We start from the raw sequence: 20,482 nt of genomic DNA on the forward strand, positions 1-20,482 counted from the left end.
ATTCGCAATAGTATTTGTGTGGTTTTTTGGTATTTCTGGGATTTGTAGAGGATGAGAGTGTTGAATGAGAAGTCTGAGTTACCAGTCGAGCTAGAGTGTTATGGTTTAAGTCAAGACCAAATTGGCAATAAAGGATGGTGGCGGTCAGTTTTTTCTAAAGGAGCGCCTTTTATTATGGAGGAAAATGAGCTCGTTAGTTCGATATTGTTTGTTTGGCAAGATCCACAAGGCAAAGAAGCTACCTCAAATACAGCAGCAGTTTTGCTCGATGTTAACTCGATAACGGACCACCATACTTGGGATCCTGTGTGCTTGCGACGCGTCATTGGAACCGATGTTTGGCTTGGTCAATTAACTATAAACTCTAAATGGAGAGGCAGTTACTCCTTCATTCCGATCGAAAAGCACCAGTTGCCAGATTCTGTACGACAAACGGGCGATGGTTCTAGAGAAGCGCAACGTGCTTGGTGGCTGTCTGTTGCCGTTAATCAGATTTCTGATCCATTAAATCCATTACCTGAATTGGTTTCGGGGTGGGGGGGGAGTTCACCGCTTCATCTTCCTAAAGCCACAACTGAATTGGGTTGGCAAGAATGGGATCGTGGAGAGTTGAATGCTATTCCGGTGAGTCGTGTTCATTCTATCAATTGGTCTTCAAAAGAACTGGGTAACCAGCGAACAGCTTGGCTTTTCTCGACTGCAACGAGTGACGCACCATTGGTTATATTGCTTGACGGGCAAAAATGGGGAGCGCCAAGTGGCACACTGTCGGTTCTCCAGTATTTAACAGATACCTCTAAAATAGCACCTGCTCATTATCTTTTGGTGCCTTCAATTGATGGGCCAACTCGCTGGAAAGAGCTGAGTTGTCATCACCCTTTTTGGCAATCTTTGTTAGGTGAACTTTTGCCAATAGTAACCTCAATACTTGCTAAAGACGATTGCTCTACTACTGATTTTCTTGTCGCAGGCCAGAGCTTAGGTGGGCTTTCTGCTTTGTATGCAGGTATTACTTTTCCAGAGTGTTTTTCTAAAGTGATTAGTTTATCTGGCTCTTTTTGGTGGCCAGAAGACAGTCGAATGCAAGCACCTAATGATACGACTTCCAGTGACGAATGGATTAAGAATGTACCTGCAAATAGCCTAGCTGACCAAATCCTAAAAAATCAAATAAGCGTTTCTCATTTACATGTTTTTTTGAATGTGGGAAGTGGCGAAGCAGATATGTGCCTATATAACGAAGCGACTTATCGAGCGATTCAGCAAAAAGGCGGTCGTGTGCATTACGAGATAGTTTGTGGTGGTCATGATTGGTTGTCTTGGCGCTCAGGCCTTACTGATGGTTTGCGATATTTAATGCCAGCTAGATCCTAACTTTATTGAATTAACAGGGAGTAAAAAATGAGTAATGAAGTAATTAACCCATTTGACGATGATTCTTTGGCGTTTTTGGTCTTGGTGAATGCACTGAAGCAGCACAGTTTATGGCCACTTTTTAAGGCAATACCACCAGGTTGGCAACAGGTTTTTGGACCGAGCTCTCGTGAAAATTGTCTTGAGTATGTCGAAACGAATTGGACGGATATTCGCCCTCAAAATTCCCCTTCACTTTCTAGCGGTTCTTAAAGAAGTTTATTATGGAAAATAACATCGCATCGCGCATTAACAAATCAATAGACTTAGTGGATAGTACGGTTGTGCCCCTTACTGATGTGCAAATGGGCATATGGCTAGCCGATCATATTTCTTTACAACGTAACACCTTTACCATTGCACATAAGGTCCACATCACGGGGAATCTGGATTCTAAGTATTTACTAGAAGCGATTCAGCTAGGGTTGAAAGAAGCCGATACCGTACAGGCTGTTTATTGTGAATATAATGGCGTTCCGACTCAACAGCTGGAATGCAGTGACTTAGAGTTTACCCCTGAATGGTTGGACATCTCGAATGAAAGTGATGGACAAGCTTATATGGATTCCCTTATTCAGCAAGATTTGGATGCTGAATTAACATTGTCTTCTGGCATGCCTTTGGTACGACAAACTGTCTTTAAAGTGTCTGGTCAGCAGTATGTTTGGTATCAACGCTTTCACCATATCATGCTAGATGGGTTTAGCTTTAATGCCTTTACTGCCAGAGTAGCGAGCATATATCAGGCGCTTGTTTTGCAAAAAATGGTTTCGAATACACCTTATGCTTCGTTTTATAAGGTAGTAGAGGAAGAGCAATCCTATAAGAAATCAGATAAATACCTACGTGATAAAGCCTTCTGGGCTGAATACTGTTCCGATTTGCCTAATGTGATCAGTTTATCTAATCGTGAAGTATCGACGGATGCAAAAAGTGCTTCGGTATCCCAGCGCTTAATTAGAGTAAATGGCCGTATTAGTGGGGAAAAATTACAAAGCTGCCTAGATCGATTCCCCTCTTCTAATCTTACCGTTGCTGATCTGGCAATGGGATTGATCTCAGCGTATTTGATTCGAATGACGGGGCAATGGCGACTTCCGGTTGGTTTGCCATTTATGGGGCGCGTCGGCAGTGTTTCTTTAAGTGCGCTTGGGCCAGTGGTGAATGTGTTGCCTGTCATTATTGAAGGGCATCTAGACGACGGTATTTTTGAGTTGGCGCGACGAATAAAGCAAAGTTTGAAAGCCATACGCAAGCATCAAAAATACAATGCTGAGCAAATTTCTCGTGATTTGAATCGCGTTGGAGAAGCCTTATATGGTCCAACATTAAACTTGCGGCTGTTTGATTATGATCTCTCGTTTGGCGAAGCCTCTGCAAAAATAGAACACCTTGCAGCTGGGCCTGTCGAAGATCTGGATTTCGGCTTGCACTTTGACAGTGGCGATCTTCATATAGAATGGGTGGGGAATGATCAAAAATACGATGTCGAATCGTTAAATACGCATCTGCGGCGTTTTGAAGAATTTGCTGAAAGACTTTTAGGTGATTCTGATTCTCCTCGTATTGCCGATGTTTCAACGTTACTAACCTCTGAGCAATTGCAGATTCAACGTTGGCAGAAGGGTGTGGTCGCATCTAGCAGTCACTATGTGAGTTTAATTGAACAGTTTCATGGATTAGATAATTCTTTGGCAACTAGGCCCGCGCTCGTAGTGAAAGAACAGCCAATTAGCTTCGCACAATTACATGATAATGTCGCAAAATGGGCGCAAGTGTTGAGTGAGTTTGGGGTGAAAAAGGGCGCTTGTGTTGGACTGGCTTTACCACGAGACGAGCGCATGGTTTACGCCATGTTTGCGACCATGGGGCTTGGTGCCCATTATTTGCCGATTGATCCTAATTATCCAGAAGAACGCATCCATTGGATGCTAGAAGACTCCGCTCCTCTGCTATTGATTACCTGTGATGCTTATGATTTTAGTGTGTCTGATGAAACACGTGTTTTGTCGGTTGATGATGCCAGTTTTATACAATCAGTAGATAAACAAGACCCTTTAAAAGCCGTGTTTGATTTTCCTTCCTCAGATGACTTGGCTTATATCATGTACACATCTGGTTCGACTGGAAAAGCAAAGGGGGTGGCGATAGCTCACAAAGGCCTAGTTAATTTAGCAATTTCTCATTGGCTACGCGATGCCAAGGTGTTGGCAGAAAAGCATGGAACAGTGAATGTCATGCTGACGGCTTCTTTCTCCTTTGATACCAGTTGGGACTCGTTATATTGGCTGTGCTTTGGACACACTCTTCATATTGTTGACGATGAAGTATGTAAGGACCCTGAGCTTATTGAACAGTATTTTAATGAACATAGAGTTCATGTCGCTGACCTTCCACCCACAGTACTAGGTCAGCTTTTTGATCTTGAGGCGATAGAGTCAGCCAAGTGCTTTCCTGAGTTAATTTACATTGGTGGCGAGGCACCATCTTCTCGTTTATGGCAACAAGCACGACGTTACCCAGCATTGAATGTGAGAAATTACTATGGCCCGACTGAGAATACGGTAGACAGCCTAGGAGCCGATATAAAAGACTCGGATCAAGTTGTGATAGGCCGTCCGATCGCCAATACTGAATCCTATATACTCGACTCCAGTCTATCGCCAGTTGCTATTGGAACCACCGGAGAGCTCTATGTTTCAGGACCTGGCTTGGCGCACGGATATCTAAATCAAAGTTCTTTAACCGCAGCTCGCTTTATTGCTAATCCATTCAAATTGGGTGAGAGGATGTATCGAACGGGTGATTTGGCGAGATGGCTAGAGAGTGGGCAAGTTGAGTTTATTGGGCGGATAGATCATCAAGTGCAAATTCGCGGACATCGTGTTGAACCAGGTGAAATTGAGACGGTTCTCAATGCATTTGAAAATGTGAAAAGCAGTCTGGTTGTCGCCAATAAACAGGGCAGTACACATCGTTTAGATGCTTATGTCGTGCTTGATCACTATCAAAAAGTTGCTGATGAGCAGGGAATACAAAACGAAGTTCAAACTTTTATAGATGCTTTGTCTCGTCAACTTCCTTCGTATATGGTTCCGGCTACTGTGACGTTATTGGAGCAATTTCCATTAAACACAAACGGTAAGATAGATCGAAAAGCCTTACCAGACCCTGTCATTATTCGCAGCCGTGGAATCTTGCCAAAGAACGATAAAGAAGCGCTAGTGTGTGAATGGGTTCAGAAGGTTTTGAATCTAGATTGTGTCTTTATTGATGATGACTTTTTTGCGTTGGGTGGTGACAGTATTGTTGCTATGTCTTTAGGCGCTTTGGCGCGAAAAGATGGCTACTCTTTACGAGCAAAAGATGTCTTTGAAAGTCGTACAATCCGCTCAATAGCAACGCGATTATCACGATTAGATGCTGTAAAAAAGCGGCCAAGTGTTCAATCTGGTCAGCTATCGAATTTACCTATTTATCAATGGATGCAGGAAGCTGGAGGTCTTAACCAGCCTTATTTTCAGGCCGTATGTTTTGCTTTACCAGATTCTATGTCACATCAGCAGTTTGAACAGGTTATTGCCAAACTGATTGTGGCTCATAGCATTCTTACGGCTCAGGTTCATACTTCTCATCTTGAGATTGGCTCGTCTGAAAATGCTTGTTCTGTAAAAGTATTTGAGAAAAAAGGCGCTTTATCGAATTTGGCTGACGATGCTTTCGAGCAGCTTGTTCGCATTGAATCGAATGAGCCTTTTGCTGCTATGCGAGTGGCTTATTTGCGTGCTGAGAATAAAAAAGCGGCTGTGTTTGTTATGCATCATTCGATAATAGATGGGATGTCATGGCGAATTCTTTTTTCTGATATAGCGAGTTTATTGAAAGACCCAGAGAGAAGCTTATCAAATTCACCCAATAGCTTAATAGATTGGGAAAAGGTGCTGGCAGATGAGATGCCTCACTGGTTGTCTCAGCAAGCATATTGGTTGAAACAACGAAAAGGCCAGCCTCTGATAGAACGGGAAGCCTCAAATGAGCGTGAACATCAACGAATTCTATTAGATGAAAACGTATCTAAACTCTTATTGGACGTTATACCCAAGCAATATCAGTGTCAGCCGCAAGAGGCTATTTTGAGTGTTTTGTATATTGCTCTCGCTAAACAATATAAGAAGACAGACATCTCAATGATGCTGGAATCCCATGGTCGGGCAGAGTTAGGTGAGCTAGATTTAACTCGAACCTTGGGCTGGTTTACCGCTGAATACCCGATACGTATGGCCGGAAAAGGCGCTCTACTATTTGACCTTAATCACCCAGAAGCGCCTTATGAAGAAGTCGTACAGTTGGTGCGTAGTAGTCTGCTTAGAGTACCCAATGATGGCGTGGGTTATGGTGTGTTGCGCTATTTGACTAATCAAACTTCTAGCATACTCGCTGAGAGTTGCAACACAGTAGATCCTCAAATTTTGTTTAACTACCTTGGTCGTTTTCAGCTGGATGATCTTTCTCTACTTCAAGGCGAACGCTATTTTCAAGATACCTTTGAAGTACATCAATCCGATCAGCTGAAATCGTCTTATGCGTTAGAATTAAATATTTTTGTGGATGAAAGTCAGGTCGCGCCGCAGTTAGCCATTTATGTGGATCATGATGTTCAACAAATTTCCCTTACAGAAACTCAAGAACTGATTAATCAGTTATCTGATGCCACGTTGTCTATGAGTAGATTCGCTCAAACGCACCAAGCGATAGCGGCGGACACCTTGGTGCCTGAAGATCTGAAAAATTTGGATCTGAGTGAACAGAATTTACATAGGTTAAGAAGCCAATATGGTTCCTTACAAGCCATCTTGCCCGCTTTACCTTTGCAAGAAGGACTACTTTTTCATGCGCAGCTAGAAAAGGATAGCAATGCTAAGGATGCACGTTATAGCTCTTTAGTACGTTTGACATTTTCTGGTGTTATGGACACTGAGCGTCTTAAAGCATCGTTAGGGGCTGTGATGGAAAGGCATCCTCAACTCGGCGCCTTATTTGATTTTTCTCAAGGCAATACCGCGTTACAAATTCTACCTTGGCGGCGTGGCGAGCGAAAAACGTGGGTGCCGCTACAGGTAATTGATTTAGCGGATCAAGATATTCTTGCCCAACAAAAACAATTGCAGGAGATTGAGTACGAAGAGCTCAGCCGAGACTTTATGGCGTTTCAGTCGGCAGGTATTCCATTGTTGAATGCTGTTTTAGTTCATATGTCAGATAATCAACATTGTTTGTTTATAAATGCCCATCATCTAGTTGTTGATGGCTGGTCAACGCCTATTCTAATTCGTGATTTGCTTACAGCTTATGGCAGTAATGCTATTGAATTATCTGCTATTTCAGTTTCGTATTCTCAGGTCGTTGAGCGATTGATGTCTAGGGATAAAACGGTGATGCGAGATGCGTGGAAAGTGGCATTAGCGGGTTCCACCCCAACGCTGCTATTTGCGGATCAGCCGCCTTCATCACAAGTCACAACTCATGCATTGACACTTTCCGAGGATAAGTTTACCAAGCTCAAAAGTTGTTATCAGCAGCGAGGACTTACCTTAAATAGTGTATTGCAAACCTTGTGGGCTAACTTACTTTCGGGTTTAACAGGTCGCTCTGATGTGATCTTTGGTACCCCCGTTTCTGGTCGCTTTTCTGATGTGGCGGGAATAGAAGAACATATAGGGCTATTCAGTAATACGGTTCCTGTCCGTGTGCAATTACAGCCTGAATTGACCTTATGGGAGCAAATGCAACAAGTTCAATATGAACAAGTTGGTTTGTTAGAACACGATGGATTGGGGCTGGCTGAAATTCAACGCTTAGGAGGGCACGCTAATTTATTTGATACCTTGCTGGTGGTGGAAAACTTTCCTGAACAGGCGGATTTATTTAGTCAGACTTATCACGGTTTACAGCTCAACGAAGTGTATAGCCGAGGTTTCACTCATTACCCATTGACGGTATTAGCATTGCCTGGTGAGCAGTTAAATTTACTGTTTGAGTACCGAGGTGGTGCTGAAATTAACGATCTAATAGCGCGTTTCGATAGCCTGGTAACCTCGTTGTTAAGCGATGATAATTCGCCACAGCAAGCGTTAGATCTTAGGTTACCAGCCGAAAAAGCCATAACAAAAAGCGTGAATGACACTTTGCAGGCTTTGCCTAGAATGACGCTCCGTGATGGTTTAATGAAGCAGGCTAGTTTGACACCACATCAGGTTTGTATATCTGATGATGAGTACCAATTAACGTATTTAGAGGCTCGTTACCAAGTTGTTACGCTGGCCAAAGAATTACAATCCTTAGGTGTTCAATCTGGTGATGTTGTGGCGGTTGCGCTGCCTCGTTCTGTTAAGTTAAGCCTTGCCTTATGGGCGACTGTTGAAGTGGGTGCTGCATATCTTCCGCTTGATACGGGATATCCAGATGATCGACTAAATTACATGCTGGAGGATGCCAAACCAGCAGCATTGATTACGTTAGCAAGCGAAGCTAGCCGCTTTGTGACGACTAGTAAACAGTACTTTTATGATTCGCCGATTAGATCAGCTGAAATTGTTGAATTACAGAGAGTACTAGATGGCTGGAATGCACCGCTTTTGAGAGTAAATGAAGCTGCATATTTGCTTTATACCTCGGGTTCAACGGGGCGGCCGAAAGGGGTTCTAGTTTCTCATCAAGCCATAGTGAATCGTATTTTGTGGATGCAAAACCAATATCCGCTGACGTCGGACGATGTTGTTCTACAAAAAACACCTTGCAGCTTTGATGTGTCGGTTTGGGAATTCTTTTGGAGTGCTATGGTGGGAGCCAAATTGCACATGGCACCGCCAGAGTCTCATCGTGATCCGCTTCAATTACAACAATTGATAGTCAATCATAAGATTACCACTCTGCATTTTGTACCTTCTATGTTGGCGGCATTTTTGTCTTCATTAGGCGATGAAAATACAGCAACTTGTCATCGCTTGAAACGGGTCTTTTGTAGTGGTGAAGCTTTGCCTGTTGAGCTGTCAAAGCAATTCGAAGTAAGCGTTGGTTGCGAACTTCATAATTTATATGGGCCAACGGAAGCGGCGGTGGATGTCTCTTATTATCCTGCTTTTGGTCACGATTTAGCTCAGTTAAAAGGAGTTGGGGTGCCTATTGGTTATCCTGTTTGGAATACCCAACTGCGGATACTGGATAACTTCCTACGTCCAGTACCTAAAGGTGTTGCGGGAGACTTGTATCTTTGTGGTGTGCAGCTTGCAGATGGCTATTGGCGTCGACCTGAATTATGCGCCACTCGCTTTGTGGCTGACCCAGAAGCCAATGGTGGGCGCATGTATCGCACTGGTGATGTGGTTCGTTGGTTAGACAATGGGGCTGTTGAATACCTTGGTCGAAGTGATGATCAGCTGAAAATTCGTGGTCAACGTATTGAGTTGGGTGAGATAGAACAGGTGCTCGCGGCGCAAATAGGCGTGGATCAATCCGTTGTCGTGGCGAAAATATTAGGCCAAGACAGCAGCGCTATGGGAGCTGATGCTCGTCAGTTGGTGGCCTATGTCACTAGTCGTTTAGGCGAGTTGGACACTGTAAAAATTCGCTCCTCGATGAGTGAGTTATTGCCTGCTCATATGGTGCCTGTTGCGGTATTGCAATTGGACACTATGCCGTTAAGTGCGAATGGAAAACTTGATCGAAAGGCCTTGCCGCAACCATCTGAATTTTCAGGGGCAATAAAAGGTAGAGCCCTCAAATTGGGGCTTGAAACTGAAATTGCCAATGTTTTTTCTAAGATATTGGGCGTGTCAGATCTTAATGCGAGTGATGATTTTTTTACCTTGGGCGGTCATTCTATTCTGGCAGTGCGCTTGGTTTCAGAGCTGCGTAAGGTATTGAAGCTAAATATTACGGTTGGTCAGGTTATGGTGTCTCCAACTATTGAATCGTTAGCCCTGGTAATTGCCAATCAAGACCCGACACGCAGTCGCGATTTGTCTGGTTTTGGCTCGGTGTTACCGATAAAAGAGGGTTCCGGCTTACCTATCTTTTGTATTCATCCTGCGTCTGGTTTTGCTTGGCAATATGCTGGCTTTGCTCGTTATCTATCGCACACTTTTCCAATGATTGGTTTGCAGTCTCCGCGGCCAGATGGGCCCATTGCAGCACAAACTAATATGGACGGTGTGATCGAACAGCACTTTACAGTACTAAGAGAGCGACAACCCTCAGGGCCTTATCGTTTGATTGGTTACTCTTTAGGCGGTGTTATTGCTCATGCTCTGGCGGTTCGATTGCAAGCAATAGGCGAGGAGGTGAGCTTTCTTGGGTTGTTGGATACTTATCCACCCGATGAGCAAGATTGGTCTGAATCTGTTGATGCGGAAATTCAACATGAGGTTGAGCGTGAGAGGATGAAATTCATGGATACATCGGAAGATATTTTAGATGAGCAGGTTGAAGAAGCACAGGATGCCATGTTTGCCGATATTGTTCAGAATTATGCCGACTCGGTTGCTTTACTTTCAAAGGCAAAAACTGAGCGTTACAGAGGTAAGGCTGTGCTGTTTGTGGCAGATAAAACTGTGCCAGAAGGCATGGATATCCAAGCGACCTGGGCGCCTTATGTCGATGAGCTCGAAGAGCATCATTTTGAATTTGCGCATGAAGATATTTTATCGCCTGAAGCACTTACTGCGCTGGGGCCTGTGTTTAACCAATTAGTCTCAGAGCTATAGCTTTAAAACAACAACTTCAAACGTATTAGAGCGCGGCGAAATGTCGCGCCAGATTTAAAGAGTGTTTATGTCAAAATCAAATATTATGTTGGATTTTAGTTTGCTGAAAACCAACAGAAACTTTCGCGCTATTTTCATTGCTCGGCTGATGTCTGTGTTGGGTATTGGCATGCTAAATGTTGCCGTGCCGGTACAGATATATGAGTTAACGGGATCCAGTTTACAGGTTGGTTTTGCCGTAGCGTTAGATGGAATAGGGATGTTTGTCGGTCTGATGCTCGGAGGTGTTATAGCAGACAGAATGGACCGCAAATGGCTGATTCTATTTTCGCGCTTTATTTGCGGTGTTGGTTTTGTTTTGCTTGCAGCCAATGCGTATTTGTCAGAGCCAAGTCTATGGGCCGTTTATGCCATTTCCCTTTGGGACGGTTTTTTCAGTGCGATTGGAATGACAGCATTAATGGCGTCTATTCCTCATTTAGTCGGGCGAGAAAATTTGCCAACAGCGGGTGCATTAAGCATGTTGATTGTCCGTATTGGTTCCGTCATTTCACCCGCTGTTGCCGGTGTGGTGATTGTGTCATTTGGGGTGACATGGAACTATACTTTGGCAGCGATAGGCACGCTTTGTACGCTGATTACGCTGGTAACATTACCCAATATGAAACCGCAAGAAGGTGGGCCTAAAGAGCATCCAATTCGCTCTTTAATAGACGGATTTAGCTTTGTGTTTACGCATAAAATTATTCGTGCCGTTGTTGCATTGGGTACGCTAGAAGCGGTCACTAAATCTATTCGTATTTTATTTCCTGCTTTAGCGGCAACCGCGTTTGGTGGCGGGGCGTTTGAAGTGGGGCTCATGTACGCCGCGGTGCCTGTAGGATCGACCTTAGGAGCACTTACTAGCGGTTGGGTTCGTCATGCGAAGAGGCCAGGTATGGTTATGCTGTTCACGGCGTTTTTCTCCTTTTTGTGTGTCTCTGCGTTGGGGTTTATGGGACATTTAGTGTTAATGCTGCTTGCCTTGGCGGTGTTTGGTTATCTAGGGTCGATTGGTGGTTTGCTGCAATACACCATTGTACAAGGTCATACTCCCGATCATATGTTAGGGCGAATTGGAAGCTTCTGGACCGCGCAAGATGTGGTAGGGGATTCTGCGGGTGCATTAGGCATTGGTGCACTTGTAAAGGTGTTGTCGCCGATTATGGGGTTAGTCGCCCTTGGCTTTGGTTGTGCCGCAGCAACGGTATTATTAAGTGTCGGCAATCGATCATTAAGAAATGTTAGCTTGATCGATACTACGCTCTTTCCTGATGAAGGCATTGCTAAAGAAGGATCTGATAAAACAGAAGCCATTGAGGCAAAAGAGGCGACGGCGTAATGACTTTTTAGATGGTGTAATCTTAAAAATGGCGATGTCGCAGGACATTGCCATTTTTTATTTATAGCTTGCAGCTCGACGACACTTGTCGACCCTTTGGAATGATTAATGGTGTACCTGAAACAGGGTCTTCTAGAATCATACAGGGTAAGCCAAATACGTTTTCAATAAGTGCTTCAGTAACTACGTCTTTGGGTGCGCCAGAGGCAATGATTTTTCCTGCTTTCATAGCAATAAGATTGTCAGCGTATCGGCAAGCGTGATTAAGGTCATGCAGAACCGCCACCATGGTATGACCTTGTAGGCGGTTTAAGTCTTGAAATAAATCCATTAGCTCAATTTGATGGGCAATATCTAAGTACGTCGTTGGCTCATCTAATAACAATAATGGTGTTTCTTGAGCCAAGGCCATTGCTACCCACACACGTTGTTTTTGCCCGCCAGACAGTTGATCAACATGATGCTGAGCGAACTCCACGATGCCTGTCGCTTTCATTGCAGACTCAACGGCTATCTGATCTTGTTCGCGCCAAGGTTGAAACCACTTTTGATGGGGGAAGCGGCCACGAGCGACTAAATCGACCACTTTTATACCATCTGGCGCAATGGCGCTTTGTGGCAAGAGTCCCAGTATTTTTGCTACCTCACGGGTCGGTAAGGCATGAATGTCTTGGCTATTTAGTCGTACTTGGCCAGATTTTGGTGGCAGCAATCTACTCAATGCTCTTAGTAAAGTGGATTTTCCACAGCCATTTGGGCCAACAATAATACTGAATTTTCCTTCAGGAATATCAACCGAGAGATTGTCTGTGATGATGTTTTGATCGTAACCGAGGGTAACAGAATGGGTCGACAAAGAAAGTTCAGGTAGCGCTTGAGAGGTGCCGTTGTTCGGTTTGATCTGATGAATTTCTGTGACTGTCGCCGTCATTTTCTTCCCTCACGAATAATTAAAAACACTAGATAAATACCGCCCAAGCTCACGGTGATGAGTCCTACCGGCAATGTCGAGCCTTCCCAGCTATGTTGCGCGATAAAATCTGCGCTAAGTAATAATAACCCTCCTACTAGCGCGGATGATCCCAATGAGGTACTCGCGCTGTTTTCAAGCCGTTTTGCTATCTGAGGCGCGGCCAAGGCAATGAAGGCTATTGGGCCAGTGATGGCGGTGGCGACAGCGGTTAGAGCAACGCCAACAAACATTAGGGCGAGACGGGTTTTATTCACTGAAACGCCCAGAGCCGCCGCGGTATCGTCGCCCATTTCGAGCAACTTCATACGAGTATTAAGCAAAAAAGCACAGATTATAAAGACCGCAATGAGTACCGCGGCGGGCAATATGCGTATCCAGGTCATACCATTGAGTGTGCCAGCGCCCCAAAGCGCGGCGGTCATTGCTGTTTCTAATGAAACGCTGAGTATAAGCCATTGGTTAAACGCAGAAAGAGAGGCGCTAATCGCGATGCCGACAATGATTAATCGAAAACCGGAGTGACCATCTCGGTAGGCGAATAAGTAGACGAGCAAGGCAGAAAAAAGACCGCCTAGAATGGCACCCAATACACTGAACCAGTATAGATTGCCAAACAAAGCAATAGACAGCAAAACCCCGGTAAAGGCACCCACATTAAAACCCGTTATATCAGGACTACCCAAAGGGTTACGAACCAATGATTGAAATACGGCACCGCTGATTCCTAGCGCCGCACCGAGCACTAAGGCGGCAAACAATCTAGAGGCTCGCCATTGCCACACAACAATGGATTGATAGGGGGCAGCTTGGCCTGTGACAAGTTGCCAAATATCTTGAGCATTTTTGGCAATGTGTTGACCAAAAAAAAGTGTGGCAATGACCAACGCAAGAGTAAAAAGACAAATGATTTGCTTTGAGTAGTGGCTGACAAAGTTAGTTATTGTCAGTGTGTGGGGACGATCGACATTCATAGTCCAGAAGCTCCTTTTCTGCGCACTAAATAAATCAGAATAGGTGCACCGATAAACGCGGTCACAATAGAAACCCGTAATTCCCCAACAATTAATACACGTCCGATGATGTCAGCGGTTAATAGCAATATGGGCGTTAGAATAAAGCAAAAGGGGATGATCCAACGTTGATCTGGGCCCACCATCCAGCGAGCAATATGTGGCATCATGAGACTGACAAAGCCAATGGGGCCGGCCGCCGCAGTGGCAGCGCCACAAAGTAATGTAACTGCTATTAGTCCTAATAACTGAATACGAGCGGGTTTGCTGCCCAGTGCAGATGCCAAAGAGTCGCCTAGTCCAAATGCATTAAGGGCTGGGGTAATCGATATGGCTAACAAACAGCCGCCGATGACAATAGGGGCAATAAATAATGGGACAGATATCGCGCGAATATCTAGGCTGCCAACCGCCCAAAAACGCATCTGATCAAATGCGCTAGGGTTGAAAAGGGTAAGGCCAGAGCTAATACCGCCAAATACGGCGCCAATGGCAACCCCTGCTAGCGTAAGTTTCAGTGGGTCGGCTCTACCACCGCCGATGCTACCAACGAAATACACTAATAAGCTGGCTAAAAAAGCCCCCAGAGCCGCATAGCCAAAAAATTCGGTCAGCTGAGTTGCGCCTAAAAAGACGATGGCAATCGCGATGGCTAAACTGGCACCTAAGTTAACGCCAAGAATACCGGGGTCCGCCAAAGGGTTTCGGGTTATTGCCTGAATCAGTGCGCCAGACGTTCCAAGCGCCATACCAACAAAAAGCCCGTTTAAAGTGCGTGGTAAACGACCTTCAATAACAATGGTTTTAGCCAGTCCATGCTCTTCGCCCATGAATATATTCCACAGAATGCCCATGGAAATCGGCTTTGCCCCAATGCATAAACTGGCGATCATAATAATGAGTAAAAATAGCAGCAATGCGAACAACCAAGCGTATCGCTTGCTCTTTGACGCAGACATTGTGTTATGGGTCATGACTTTTCACGCCCAAACAGTGCTTGCAATCGCTTCAATAAATTGGTGGCGCTGTAATAGTCTAAGCGAAAAGTGTCTTCGCCAACGGCGAATACCTGATGGTTTTGTACAGAACTTGTTTCATGTAAATAAGGGTTATCTATAAAGGCTTGCTCTCTATCAGAGCTGGCTGAAAACAGTAGTGTGGTATTGCCAGTTACCGCATCAGGAAAGCGTTCCCCAGTAGCAATGATTATGTCATGACGAATTCCCATGCTGATATTGCCTTTTACGCTCTCAGGGACGTCAGCTAGAGTAAAACCAAGTTCTTGTAATAATCGACCCTGTGCTGACTCTGAGGTCCAAATATTGGCACCAGTGTCGTCTTGGTAATAGACCATGGCCGTGGTCGGTTGAGGCGGTAGGTTAATCGTCGTTTTGGTGTGTTTCACTTCTTGTTCAAAGCGTTGGATCATGGTTTTCGCTTGCTCTTCTAAACCTAGAAGGTCACCAAAAATGTTTGCTAATTGCATCCAGCTTTTGTCGTCATACGCAATAACCAATGTTGGTGCGATATCTTTAAGCTGTTCATAGAGCTTGATGGCGGAATCTCCACCAGTTGCAGAAATGATGATTAGATCTGGGTTGGCCTTGATGATCGCTTCGGCATTGGGTTCGGTTTGATAGAGGGGAGTGACACCTCGAGTTTCTGCGATGTCTGCCCACTGGCGCATAAAGCCTTGTTCAGATGCTACGCTGGTATTTGCCATAGTAGCGCCAGAAGCGACAAGGGGTGCCTTGATAGCAAGTAAAGTCCCCGTCAAGGTGACGCTGGTGGACACAATTCTGGTTGGTTTTTTATTGAGAGTGAGCAGACCTTCCGGGGTCATGATTTTTCTTGGCCAACCCGATGTGCTTTTTTCTACCTGATCTATTTTTAATTGTGGTTTGTCTGGCGCGGCTGTGGGGGATTGGTCACAGCTTGCTAAAGTAAGACTTAAAAAAAGAAGAGCGAGAACTTGCTTGAAGTGTGTCATAAAGCGAACCATGTCTAAAATCCTGTAGACCGTGAAGAACGCGTTATTATATAGATGAGAATAGAATATTTATACTATTGATAATCATTTCTATTTATTTTTTTAAGAGTCTCTATTTGTTACACAGTAAAACACCAAAAGTTGATGCTGTATGGGCTGACGAGGTTGAGCTTAGAGAGCTTAGGAAAATCACTCAGTTTGACTTTGCCATTTCTAAATTTTGGCTTGAGGCCGTTGATACGAATTTTTTTTGAAGTGAGAGAGTCCGCAGTGATTTCAAAGCGCTTTTTCTTTGATCCAAAGCCGTTGCAGTGCAGGATTTTAGGGCTGGCAGACATATTGATAATGAGTAAGGTGCATTTGCCTTCCTTTTTCGCGCTATGGCAGTAGATTTGCACATAGGGATCGTTGCTTTGTACATCAAAAACACGCTCTCCCATGAGCTTGCCCCATAGCCAGCTAATCCAATAATCTGGGTTTGGCTTCAAGGTTTGGCGGTTAATAAGAGCATAATCTCCACCAATTAAGCTTTGTCTTACCATGACTTTTTGACCAATTTTAGCGCCACGTCCCAATTGGTCTGCCCACCAAAAGCAGGATACAAAACGGTCTGAAAGCTTGGCTTGTCCACCGCATTGAGCTGAGCCTGTCTCCCCCGTCCACAATTGCGCGCTAGGTTGATATTGATTACGAAAATTTTCTAATTGCTTCGAGTATCGCTCATAATCCAAGAGAGAGCTTGGCGAGAGAATATTTTTGATAGTGGCAGCTCGCGTTTTGACAGGAGATCGGCTGCTTTGGAATGGATAATAATGCCAATCAACAATATCGAGGGGCTCTTCTAAGTAATCCAAAAAGGACGCTGATATGTTGCTAAGGGGTTTGATGGCTTCGCCGATTCTTGGCCAAAAAGCACTGCCAGGACCAGCAATCTTGCTATTAGGGCTATATTGGCGCACACAACGGATAAACGTATCGTAGTCTTTGGCAAGATTACGCGCACTGGGTTGAGAGGTTAAACCATGAAACGCCCAATAGGCATTGAGCTCATTACCCAATTCACAAATGTCGATGTTTTGTCTATGCGCTTGGCTGTACTCCAACAGTGCTTTGACTTCGCTTGCTTGCCAGTGACCTTGTTGACGTCGTTCAAATAGACCGTATTTCATGGTGAACATCAGTGCTAATTCGTTACGCTGACAAAAATCATGTAGCTGATGCCACATGTTTTGGGTGATGATGAGGATGTCTGAGTTGCGAGCAAGGTGAGAAGGCTGGCTCGTAAAATAGTGAATCTTATCGGCTTCTGAACCGCCAACGCGCACATAGGCTGGACCTAATGCTTTTACTAATAAGTCGAGTTTTTCTTGTTGTAAATCGAGGGGGGCGACCCGTTCTGTACCAAGCCCACGCTGCGTACCTTTACTGCCTTCCCACCAAAAACCTCCCGCCAATACTGAAATATCAATCGAGAAAGATAAGTATCTTAAGTCTATGGTGGTTATGGGCGTCGTGCTGCTAAGATTAACGACCAGTGATTTATTTTGGCGAACGTTTTGTTGCCTTTGCAATCTAGAAAAAAACAAGTGCTCTTATTCCTCATAAAGATTTTGCTAGACTGCAATAAAAGTGTGACATTTGTGTGATGCTTTTGATGCCCCCATTTTATAAAGGACACTTCAATGAAAGTAATGGTTTGGATGATGGCGATGTTGTTGGCAAGCTGCACTTTATTGGCGGGTTGTACTGGTGCTCCGAAAAATATTGATCCGGTCACCCAGTTCCAAGTGGAGCGTTATCTAGGAACTTGGTACGAGATAGTGCGCCAAGACCATGCTTTTGAAGAGGGGCTGTCTAACGTAACCGCAACCTATTCTATGCGTGATGACGGTGGTGTTGCGGTATTGAATCGTGGGTATTCGGCGGAAGATAAAAAATGGCGAGAAGCAGAAGGTCGCGCCTATTTTGTTAATTCCTCGGATGTCGGTCATTTGAAAGTCTCGTTCTTTGGGCCATTTTATGGGGCTTATGTCATCTTTGAACTGGATAAAAAAGATTATCAATATGCCATGATTTCTGGCCCAAGCCGAGACTACTTTTGGCTCTTGTCTCGCACGCCTACTATGCCAGCCGACGTTAAGAATCGACTACTAGCACAGGCTCAGGCGTTAGGCTTTCCAATGGATAAGTTGATTACCGTCATTCACTCAAAATAACGAGCAAGTAATAGACCGCTTAGCGTTTTCGTTGGAGCAGACAGCGGCGTACGCCGTAGGACTTTGAAGAAGAGCGTAATGAGCGTCAGAATTTCGACAGTAGGCCATAAAGGCTTCGTATTGCTCATTAAAATCTATTCTGACGAGATCGTATTCGATGTAGGCGTGGTCGACATCCTCGATTTCTTTTATGCTTTCTTCTTTTGCTCGTTGTATTAAATAATTAATTTCGTTGTATTGATAGCGTATCTGATGGCAGTAAGCACTATTGGGATCGGTGGCTGCACAGTCTGCTATGATGGCTTCTAGCTCTGCTTTTTTCTCTTGATAAAGATCTACATCATTTCTTGCATGATGAGTTTGCCCCTGCGTTCTGTGTGTACTTAATGATAGGGCGTCGAGTTCGTCTTTCGCGGCTTTCAAGCGTTCCTCTTTTGCTAAGCATTCCTTTCCAAAGGCGATCAGATCACTGCTATGGGCTAAGCTTAGGGTGGTTAGCCCAGTCAAAAAAATGCCGAATTGAACGAGTTGGCGACGCATGGAATTTTTCTGCTTATTTTTCATATGTCATTACGTTTTTAGATCAAGTATAAGGGAATGAAAGGTTGTCTATTTAATAGGGTGTTTTCATCGATTTTTAAGCCTGTTTTATCGACAGGCAAATTGAGTATACACGTGCTTATTGGGGGAAATATGAAAAAATCAGTATTAGTTCATGATAAGGCGACAGGTCTTTCCATTTCACTTGATCGTGGGCCTTATCAGAACAATGGTGCGTCACCTTGGTATGCTTATGTTGGCGTCGGTACCTCTGCTCAAATGTTGAAATTTTCTTTTGATACGGGCAGTAACTTTATCTGGGTTACCTCAAGTTTATGTAAGTCTGATACCTGTCATCATTATGGCGATCAACAATTTATTTATCAATTATCATCCAGCTTTTCATGGGTTGACCAACAGACCATGTCAGTCAATTTTGGACCGTGGGGCAGCATGGCGGTTAAAACAGGTCAAGATAGATTGACGCTAACGCCCGATGCACTCGGGCAAATCGACACTGGACCGATATCGTTGTCTTCAGACCTCTATTTAGCGCAAGCGTATGAAGGTGTGCAGTTTCGTGAGCTGGATTGGGATGGCGGGATTGGCATTCCGAGCACAACCGAATTATCCGAAGTTTCCAGCGCCTATTTTTCTTATCGTGGAATACACAGTCAACAAGTAAGCGAACCGACTTCGTTTCACTTTTTTCAAAGTTTAATCGAGCAAGGAGTGGTCAGTGCCAAGCACCCCTATGTGGGGTTTTTAACGGACATAGATGAAAGACATGGACAAGTTGAATTTGGCCAGTTAAATCAAGATTACCGAGACAGTAAAGAGTATTTGTTTTTGCCGTGGGATAAATACAGCGTGCCTTATTTGTGGACCAGCAAAATGACATCGCTTTCTATCGGCGATACTCAGGTTATTGCTCTCGACTCCGCGGCCAAATCCCCTTATTTTTTAGCGTTAGATTCCGGTTCATCGCAATTTAAGGGCGACTGTAATGTGATGACGACGCTGTACGACATCGCCTCCCAAACGAAGGCGGATTTGGTCATCGAAATCAGCCAAACTGATTTAGGGGAGGTGGGCAAATTAGTGGTGACCTCAGATATGTACAATGTCTTAATTGAAGCAGGCGAGGAAAAGGGCAAAGTAGTCACGCAATTTCAGCCAATGGAAGGAGCCGACTACATTGCTTTAGTTGGCTCAGTGCTCATGGATTATCTCTATACGGTATATGAATTTAACGTGGAGGAAGTTGCAGGCAAAATAACCTTGCTTCCTATCGGTATGTGGGTTTTTAACAAATCCACTGGGCCTAAAGTCATTACGACAACGCAAAGTAAACCAGCACGAATTTTTCACTCTTAGTGTAAGGAGAAAGCAATGGCATTGATTTTAAACGGGACATGGAAAAACAGTTATGGTTCAACCATGGTGTTGGAAGTTGATGATGAGGGGTTTATTTTCGGTGAATATCGCTCACATACCGGTTCAACTGGGACGTATTTGGTGACTGGCCATTGTGCTCCAAGTGACCCAACACATGAGGGTGGGCAGCCGCTTGTTTTATCGATTTATTGGCGTTCTATCGGTGGCGAAGAACCCGATGGTGGCTCACATTGGGTATCGACTTATTGTGGTCAGCTTGATGACAATGGTCACATGACAGTCATGAATGCCTTGGTGACAACGACAAGTTACCAAGCGTTTTCGCCCGGTGATTATATTGACAAACTGGTGTTTACCAAGCAATCCGATGCGAGTGAGTTACGCACTCATAATATTGCGTTATTGGCGAAACCTAAAATACAGGTTGCGAATCCAATTAACGGCGTCTGGTCGGATAAAGAACAAGGAGTGGCGTTAACCTTGTTTTTGCAAGATCCAGAATACGGTGTTGTCAATGGTTGGCTTTCTTACAACAACGAGATAATGAGTATGCTGGGTTTCACGGATATCTTAGTTGATAACAATATATTACAAAGTGTTAGCCTGAGTGGATATATGCTGAATACTAAACAGCCCATATCCCTTGTTGGTCGTATTAGCCAAGATGGTAGGGCACTAGTGCTTTCTCGTTGGTTATCGAACTCAACTACGGCTGAAGAGGCGTATTTTCAAGCCAGTTCGATGAATTGGGAGCTCACTAAAAATTAGCCTTTAGGTTTTTATTCAAATGTGAGGGAGA

13 protein-coding genes are annotated in these 20,482 nt (G+C 44.4%); 7 read left to right on the plus strand and 6 right to left on the minus strand.

The features are described from left to right. Positions 1-51: 51 nt before the first annotated feature. The 4 genes from fes to entS all read left to right on the plus strand — a co-directional run bounded on the left by fes (position 52) and on the right by entS (position 11,556). Positions 52-1,374 carry an enterochelin esterase gene (gene fes, locus DKT73_RS00065; RefSeq protein WP_111636585.1) on the plus strand — a complete coding sequence of 441 codons (1,323 nt, stop codon included), beginning with the start codon at positions 52-54 and terminating at the stop codon, positions 1,372-1,374. Positions 1,375-1,401: 27 nt separating this feature from the next. After that, the gene (locus DKT73_RS00070; protein WP_111636586.1) at positions 1,402-1,626 is read left to right on the plus strand and encodes an MbtH family protein; all 225 of its coding nucleotides are present in this window, start codon (positions 1,402-1,404) and stop codon (positions 1,624-1,626) included. Between the two features lie 11 nt (positions 1,627-1,637). Continuing rightward, positions 1,638-10,175, plus strand: a complete 8,538-nt coding sequence (locus DKT73_RS00075; protein ID WP_111636587.1) for a non-ribosomal peptide synthetase — start codon at positions 1,638-1,640, stop codon at positions 10,173-10,175. Positions 10,176-10,242: 67 nt separating this feature from the next. Next, positions 10,243-11,556: an enterobactin transporter EntS gene (gene entS / locus DKT73_RS00080; protein ID WP_111636588.1), complete on the plus strand. Its 1,314-nt coding sequence runs from the start codon at positions 10,243-10,245 to the stop codon at positions 11,554-11,556. A gap of 61 nt (positions 11,557-11,617) precedes the next feature. Here entS and DKT73_RS00085 read toward each other — a convergent pair whose 3' ends face one another. The 5 genes from DKT73_RS00085 to DKT73_RS00105 all read right to left on the minus strand — a co-directional run bounded on the left by DKT73_RS00085 (position 11,618) and on the right by DKT73_RS00105 (position 17,115). Then, entirely contained in the window at positions 11,618-12,487 is an 870-nt protein-coding gene (locus tag DKT73_RS00085) for an ABC transporter ATP-binding protein (RefSeq protein WP_111636589.1), read from the minus strand. Further along, entirely contained in the window at positions 12,484-13,500 is a 1,017-nt protein-coding gene (locus DKT73_RS00090; protein WP_111636590.1) for a FecCD family ABC transporter permease, read from the minus strand. The genes DKT73_RS00085 and DKT73_RS00090 overlap by 4 nt, the downstream gene beginning before the upstream one ends. Next, entirely contained in the window at positions 13,497-14,513 is a 1,017-nt protein-coding gene (fepD, locus tag DKT73_RS00095; RefSeq protein WP_232827744.1) for a Fe(3+)-siderophore ABC transporter permease, read from the minus strand. Before fepD ends, DKT73_RS00090 begins: the two co-directional genes overlap by 4 nt. Next, positions 14,510-15,529 carry a Fe2+-enterobactin ABC transporter substrate-binding protein gene (fepB, locus tag DKT73_RS00100; RefSeq protein WP_111636625.1) on the minus strand — a complete coding sequence of 340 codons (1,020 nt, stop codon included), beginning with the start codon at positions 15,527-15,529 and terminating at the stop codon, positions 14,510-14,512. The genes fepD and fepB overlap by 4 nt, the downstream gene beginning before the upstream one ends. Before the next feature lie 119 nt (positions 15,530-15,648). Further along, positions 15,649-17,115, minus strand: a complete 1,467-nt coding sequence (locus tag DKT73_RS00105) for a glycosyl hydrolase family 79 N-terminal domain-containing protein (RefSeq protein ID WP_111636591.1) — start codon at positions 17,113-17,115, stop codon at positions 15,649-15,651. Between the two features lie 96 nt (positions 17,116-17,211). Between DKT73_RS00105 and DKT73_RS00110 the strand changes: the two genes are divergently transcribed. Continuing rightward, positions 17,212-17,745: a lipocalin family protein gene (locus DKT73_RS00110; RefSeq protein ID WP_332871621.1), complete on the plus strand. Its 534-nt coding sequence runs from the start codon at positions 17,212-17,214 to the stop codon at positions 17,743-17,745. Here DKT73_RS00110 and DKT73_RS00115 read toward each other — a convergent pair. Next, positions 17,737-18,285 (minus strand): hypothetical protein, encoded by a 549-nt coding sequence (locus DKT73_RS00115; protein WP_157959131.1) that lies wholly within the window; start codon positions 18,283-18,285, stop codon positions 17,737-17,739. The two genes, DKT73_RS00110 and DKT73_RS00115, sit on opposite strands and share 9 nt — an antisense overlap. A 153-nt stretch (positions 18,286-18,438) precedes the next feature. On the opposite strand from DKT73_RS00115, the gene DKT73_RS00120 reads away from it, so the two are divergent. Then, positions 18,439-19,662 carry a pepsin-like aspartic protease gene (locus tag DKT73_RS00120; protein WP_111636593.1) on the plus strand — a complete coding sequence of 408 codons (1,224 nt, stop codon included), beginning with the start codon at positions 18,439-18,441 and terminating at the stop codon, positions 19,660-19,662. A gap of 15 nt (positions 19,663-19,677) precedes the next feature. After that, positions 19,678-20,451: an avidin/streptavidin family protein gene (locus DKT73_RS00125; RefSeq protein ID WP_111636594.1), complete on the plus strand. Its 774-nt coding sequence runs from the start codon at positions 19,678-19,680 to the stop codon at positions 20,449-20,451. The last annotated feature ends 31 nt before the right edge of the window (positions 20,452-20,482 follow it).

It is taken from the genome of Marinomonas shanghaiensis (assembly GCF_003259175.1).
Classification (GTDB): domain Bacteria; phylum Pseudomonadota; class Gammaproteobacteria; order Pseudomonadales; family Marinomonadaceae; genus Marinomonas; species Marinomonas shanghaiensis.

Excerpts from the sequence above, each read along its gene's own strand:
- fes (WP_111636585.1), top strand. The coding sequence starts at position 52 with ATGAGAGTGTTGAATGAGAAGTCTGAGTTACCAGTCGAGCTAGAGTGT.
- DKT73_RS00070 (WP_111636586.1), top strand. The coding sequence starts at position 1,402 with ATGAGTAATGAAGTAATTAACCCATTTGACGATGATTCTTTGGCGTTT.
- DKT73_RS00075 (WP_111636587.1), top strand. The coding sequence starts at position 1,638 with ATGGAAAATAACATCGCATCGCGCATTAACAAATCAATAGACTTAGTG.
- entS (WP_111636588.1), top strand. The coding sequence starts at position 10,243 with ATGTCAAAATCAAATATTATGTTGGATTTTAGTTTGCTGAAAACCAAC.
- DKT73_RS00085 (WP_111636589.1), bottom strand. The coding sequence starts at position 12,487 with ATGACGGCGACAGTCACAGAAATTCATCAGATCAAACCGAACAACGGC.
- DKT73_RS00090 (WP_111636590.1), bottom strand. The coding sequence starts at position 13,500 with ATGAATGTCGATCGTCCCCACACACTGACAATAACTAACTTTGTCAGC.
- fepD (WP_232827744.1), bottom strand. The coding sequence starts at position 14,513 with ATGACCCATAACACAATGTCTGCGTCAAAGAGCAAGCGATACGCTTGG.
- fepB (WP_111636625.1), bottom strand. The coding sequence starts at position 15,529 with ATGACACACTTCAAGCAAGTTCTCGCTCTTCTTTTTTTAAGTCTTACT.
- DKT73_RS00110 (WP_332871621.1), top strand. The coding sequence starts at position 17,212 with ATGAAAGTAATGGTTTGGATGATGGCGATGTTGTTGGCAAGCTGCACT.
- DKT73_RS00115 (WP_157959131.1), bottom strand. The coding sequence starts at position 18,285 with ATGCGTCGCCAACTCGTTCAATTCGGCATTTTTTTGACTGGGCTAACC.
- DKT73_RS00120 (WP_111636593.1), top strand. The coding sequence starts at position 18,439 with ATGAAAAAATCAGTATTAGTTCATGATAAGGCGACAGGTCTTTCCATT.
- DKT73_RS00125 (WP_111636594.1), top strand. The coding sequence starts at position 19,678 with ATGGCATTGATTTTAAACGGGACATGGAAAAACAGTTATGGTTCAACC.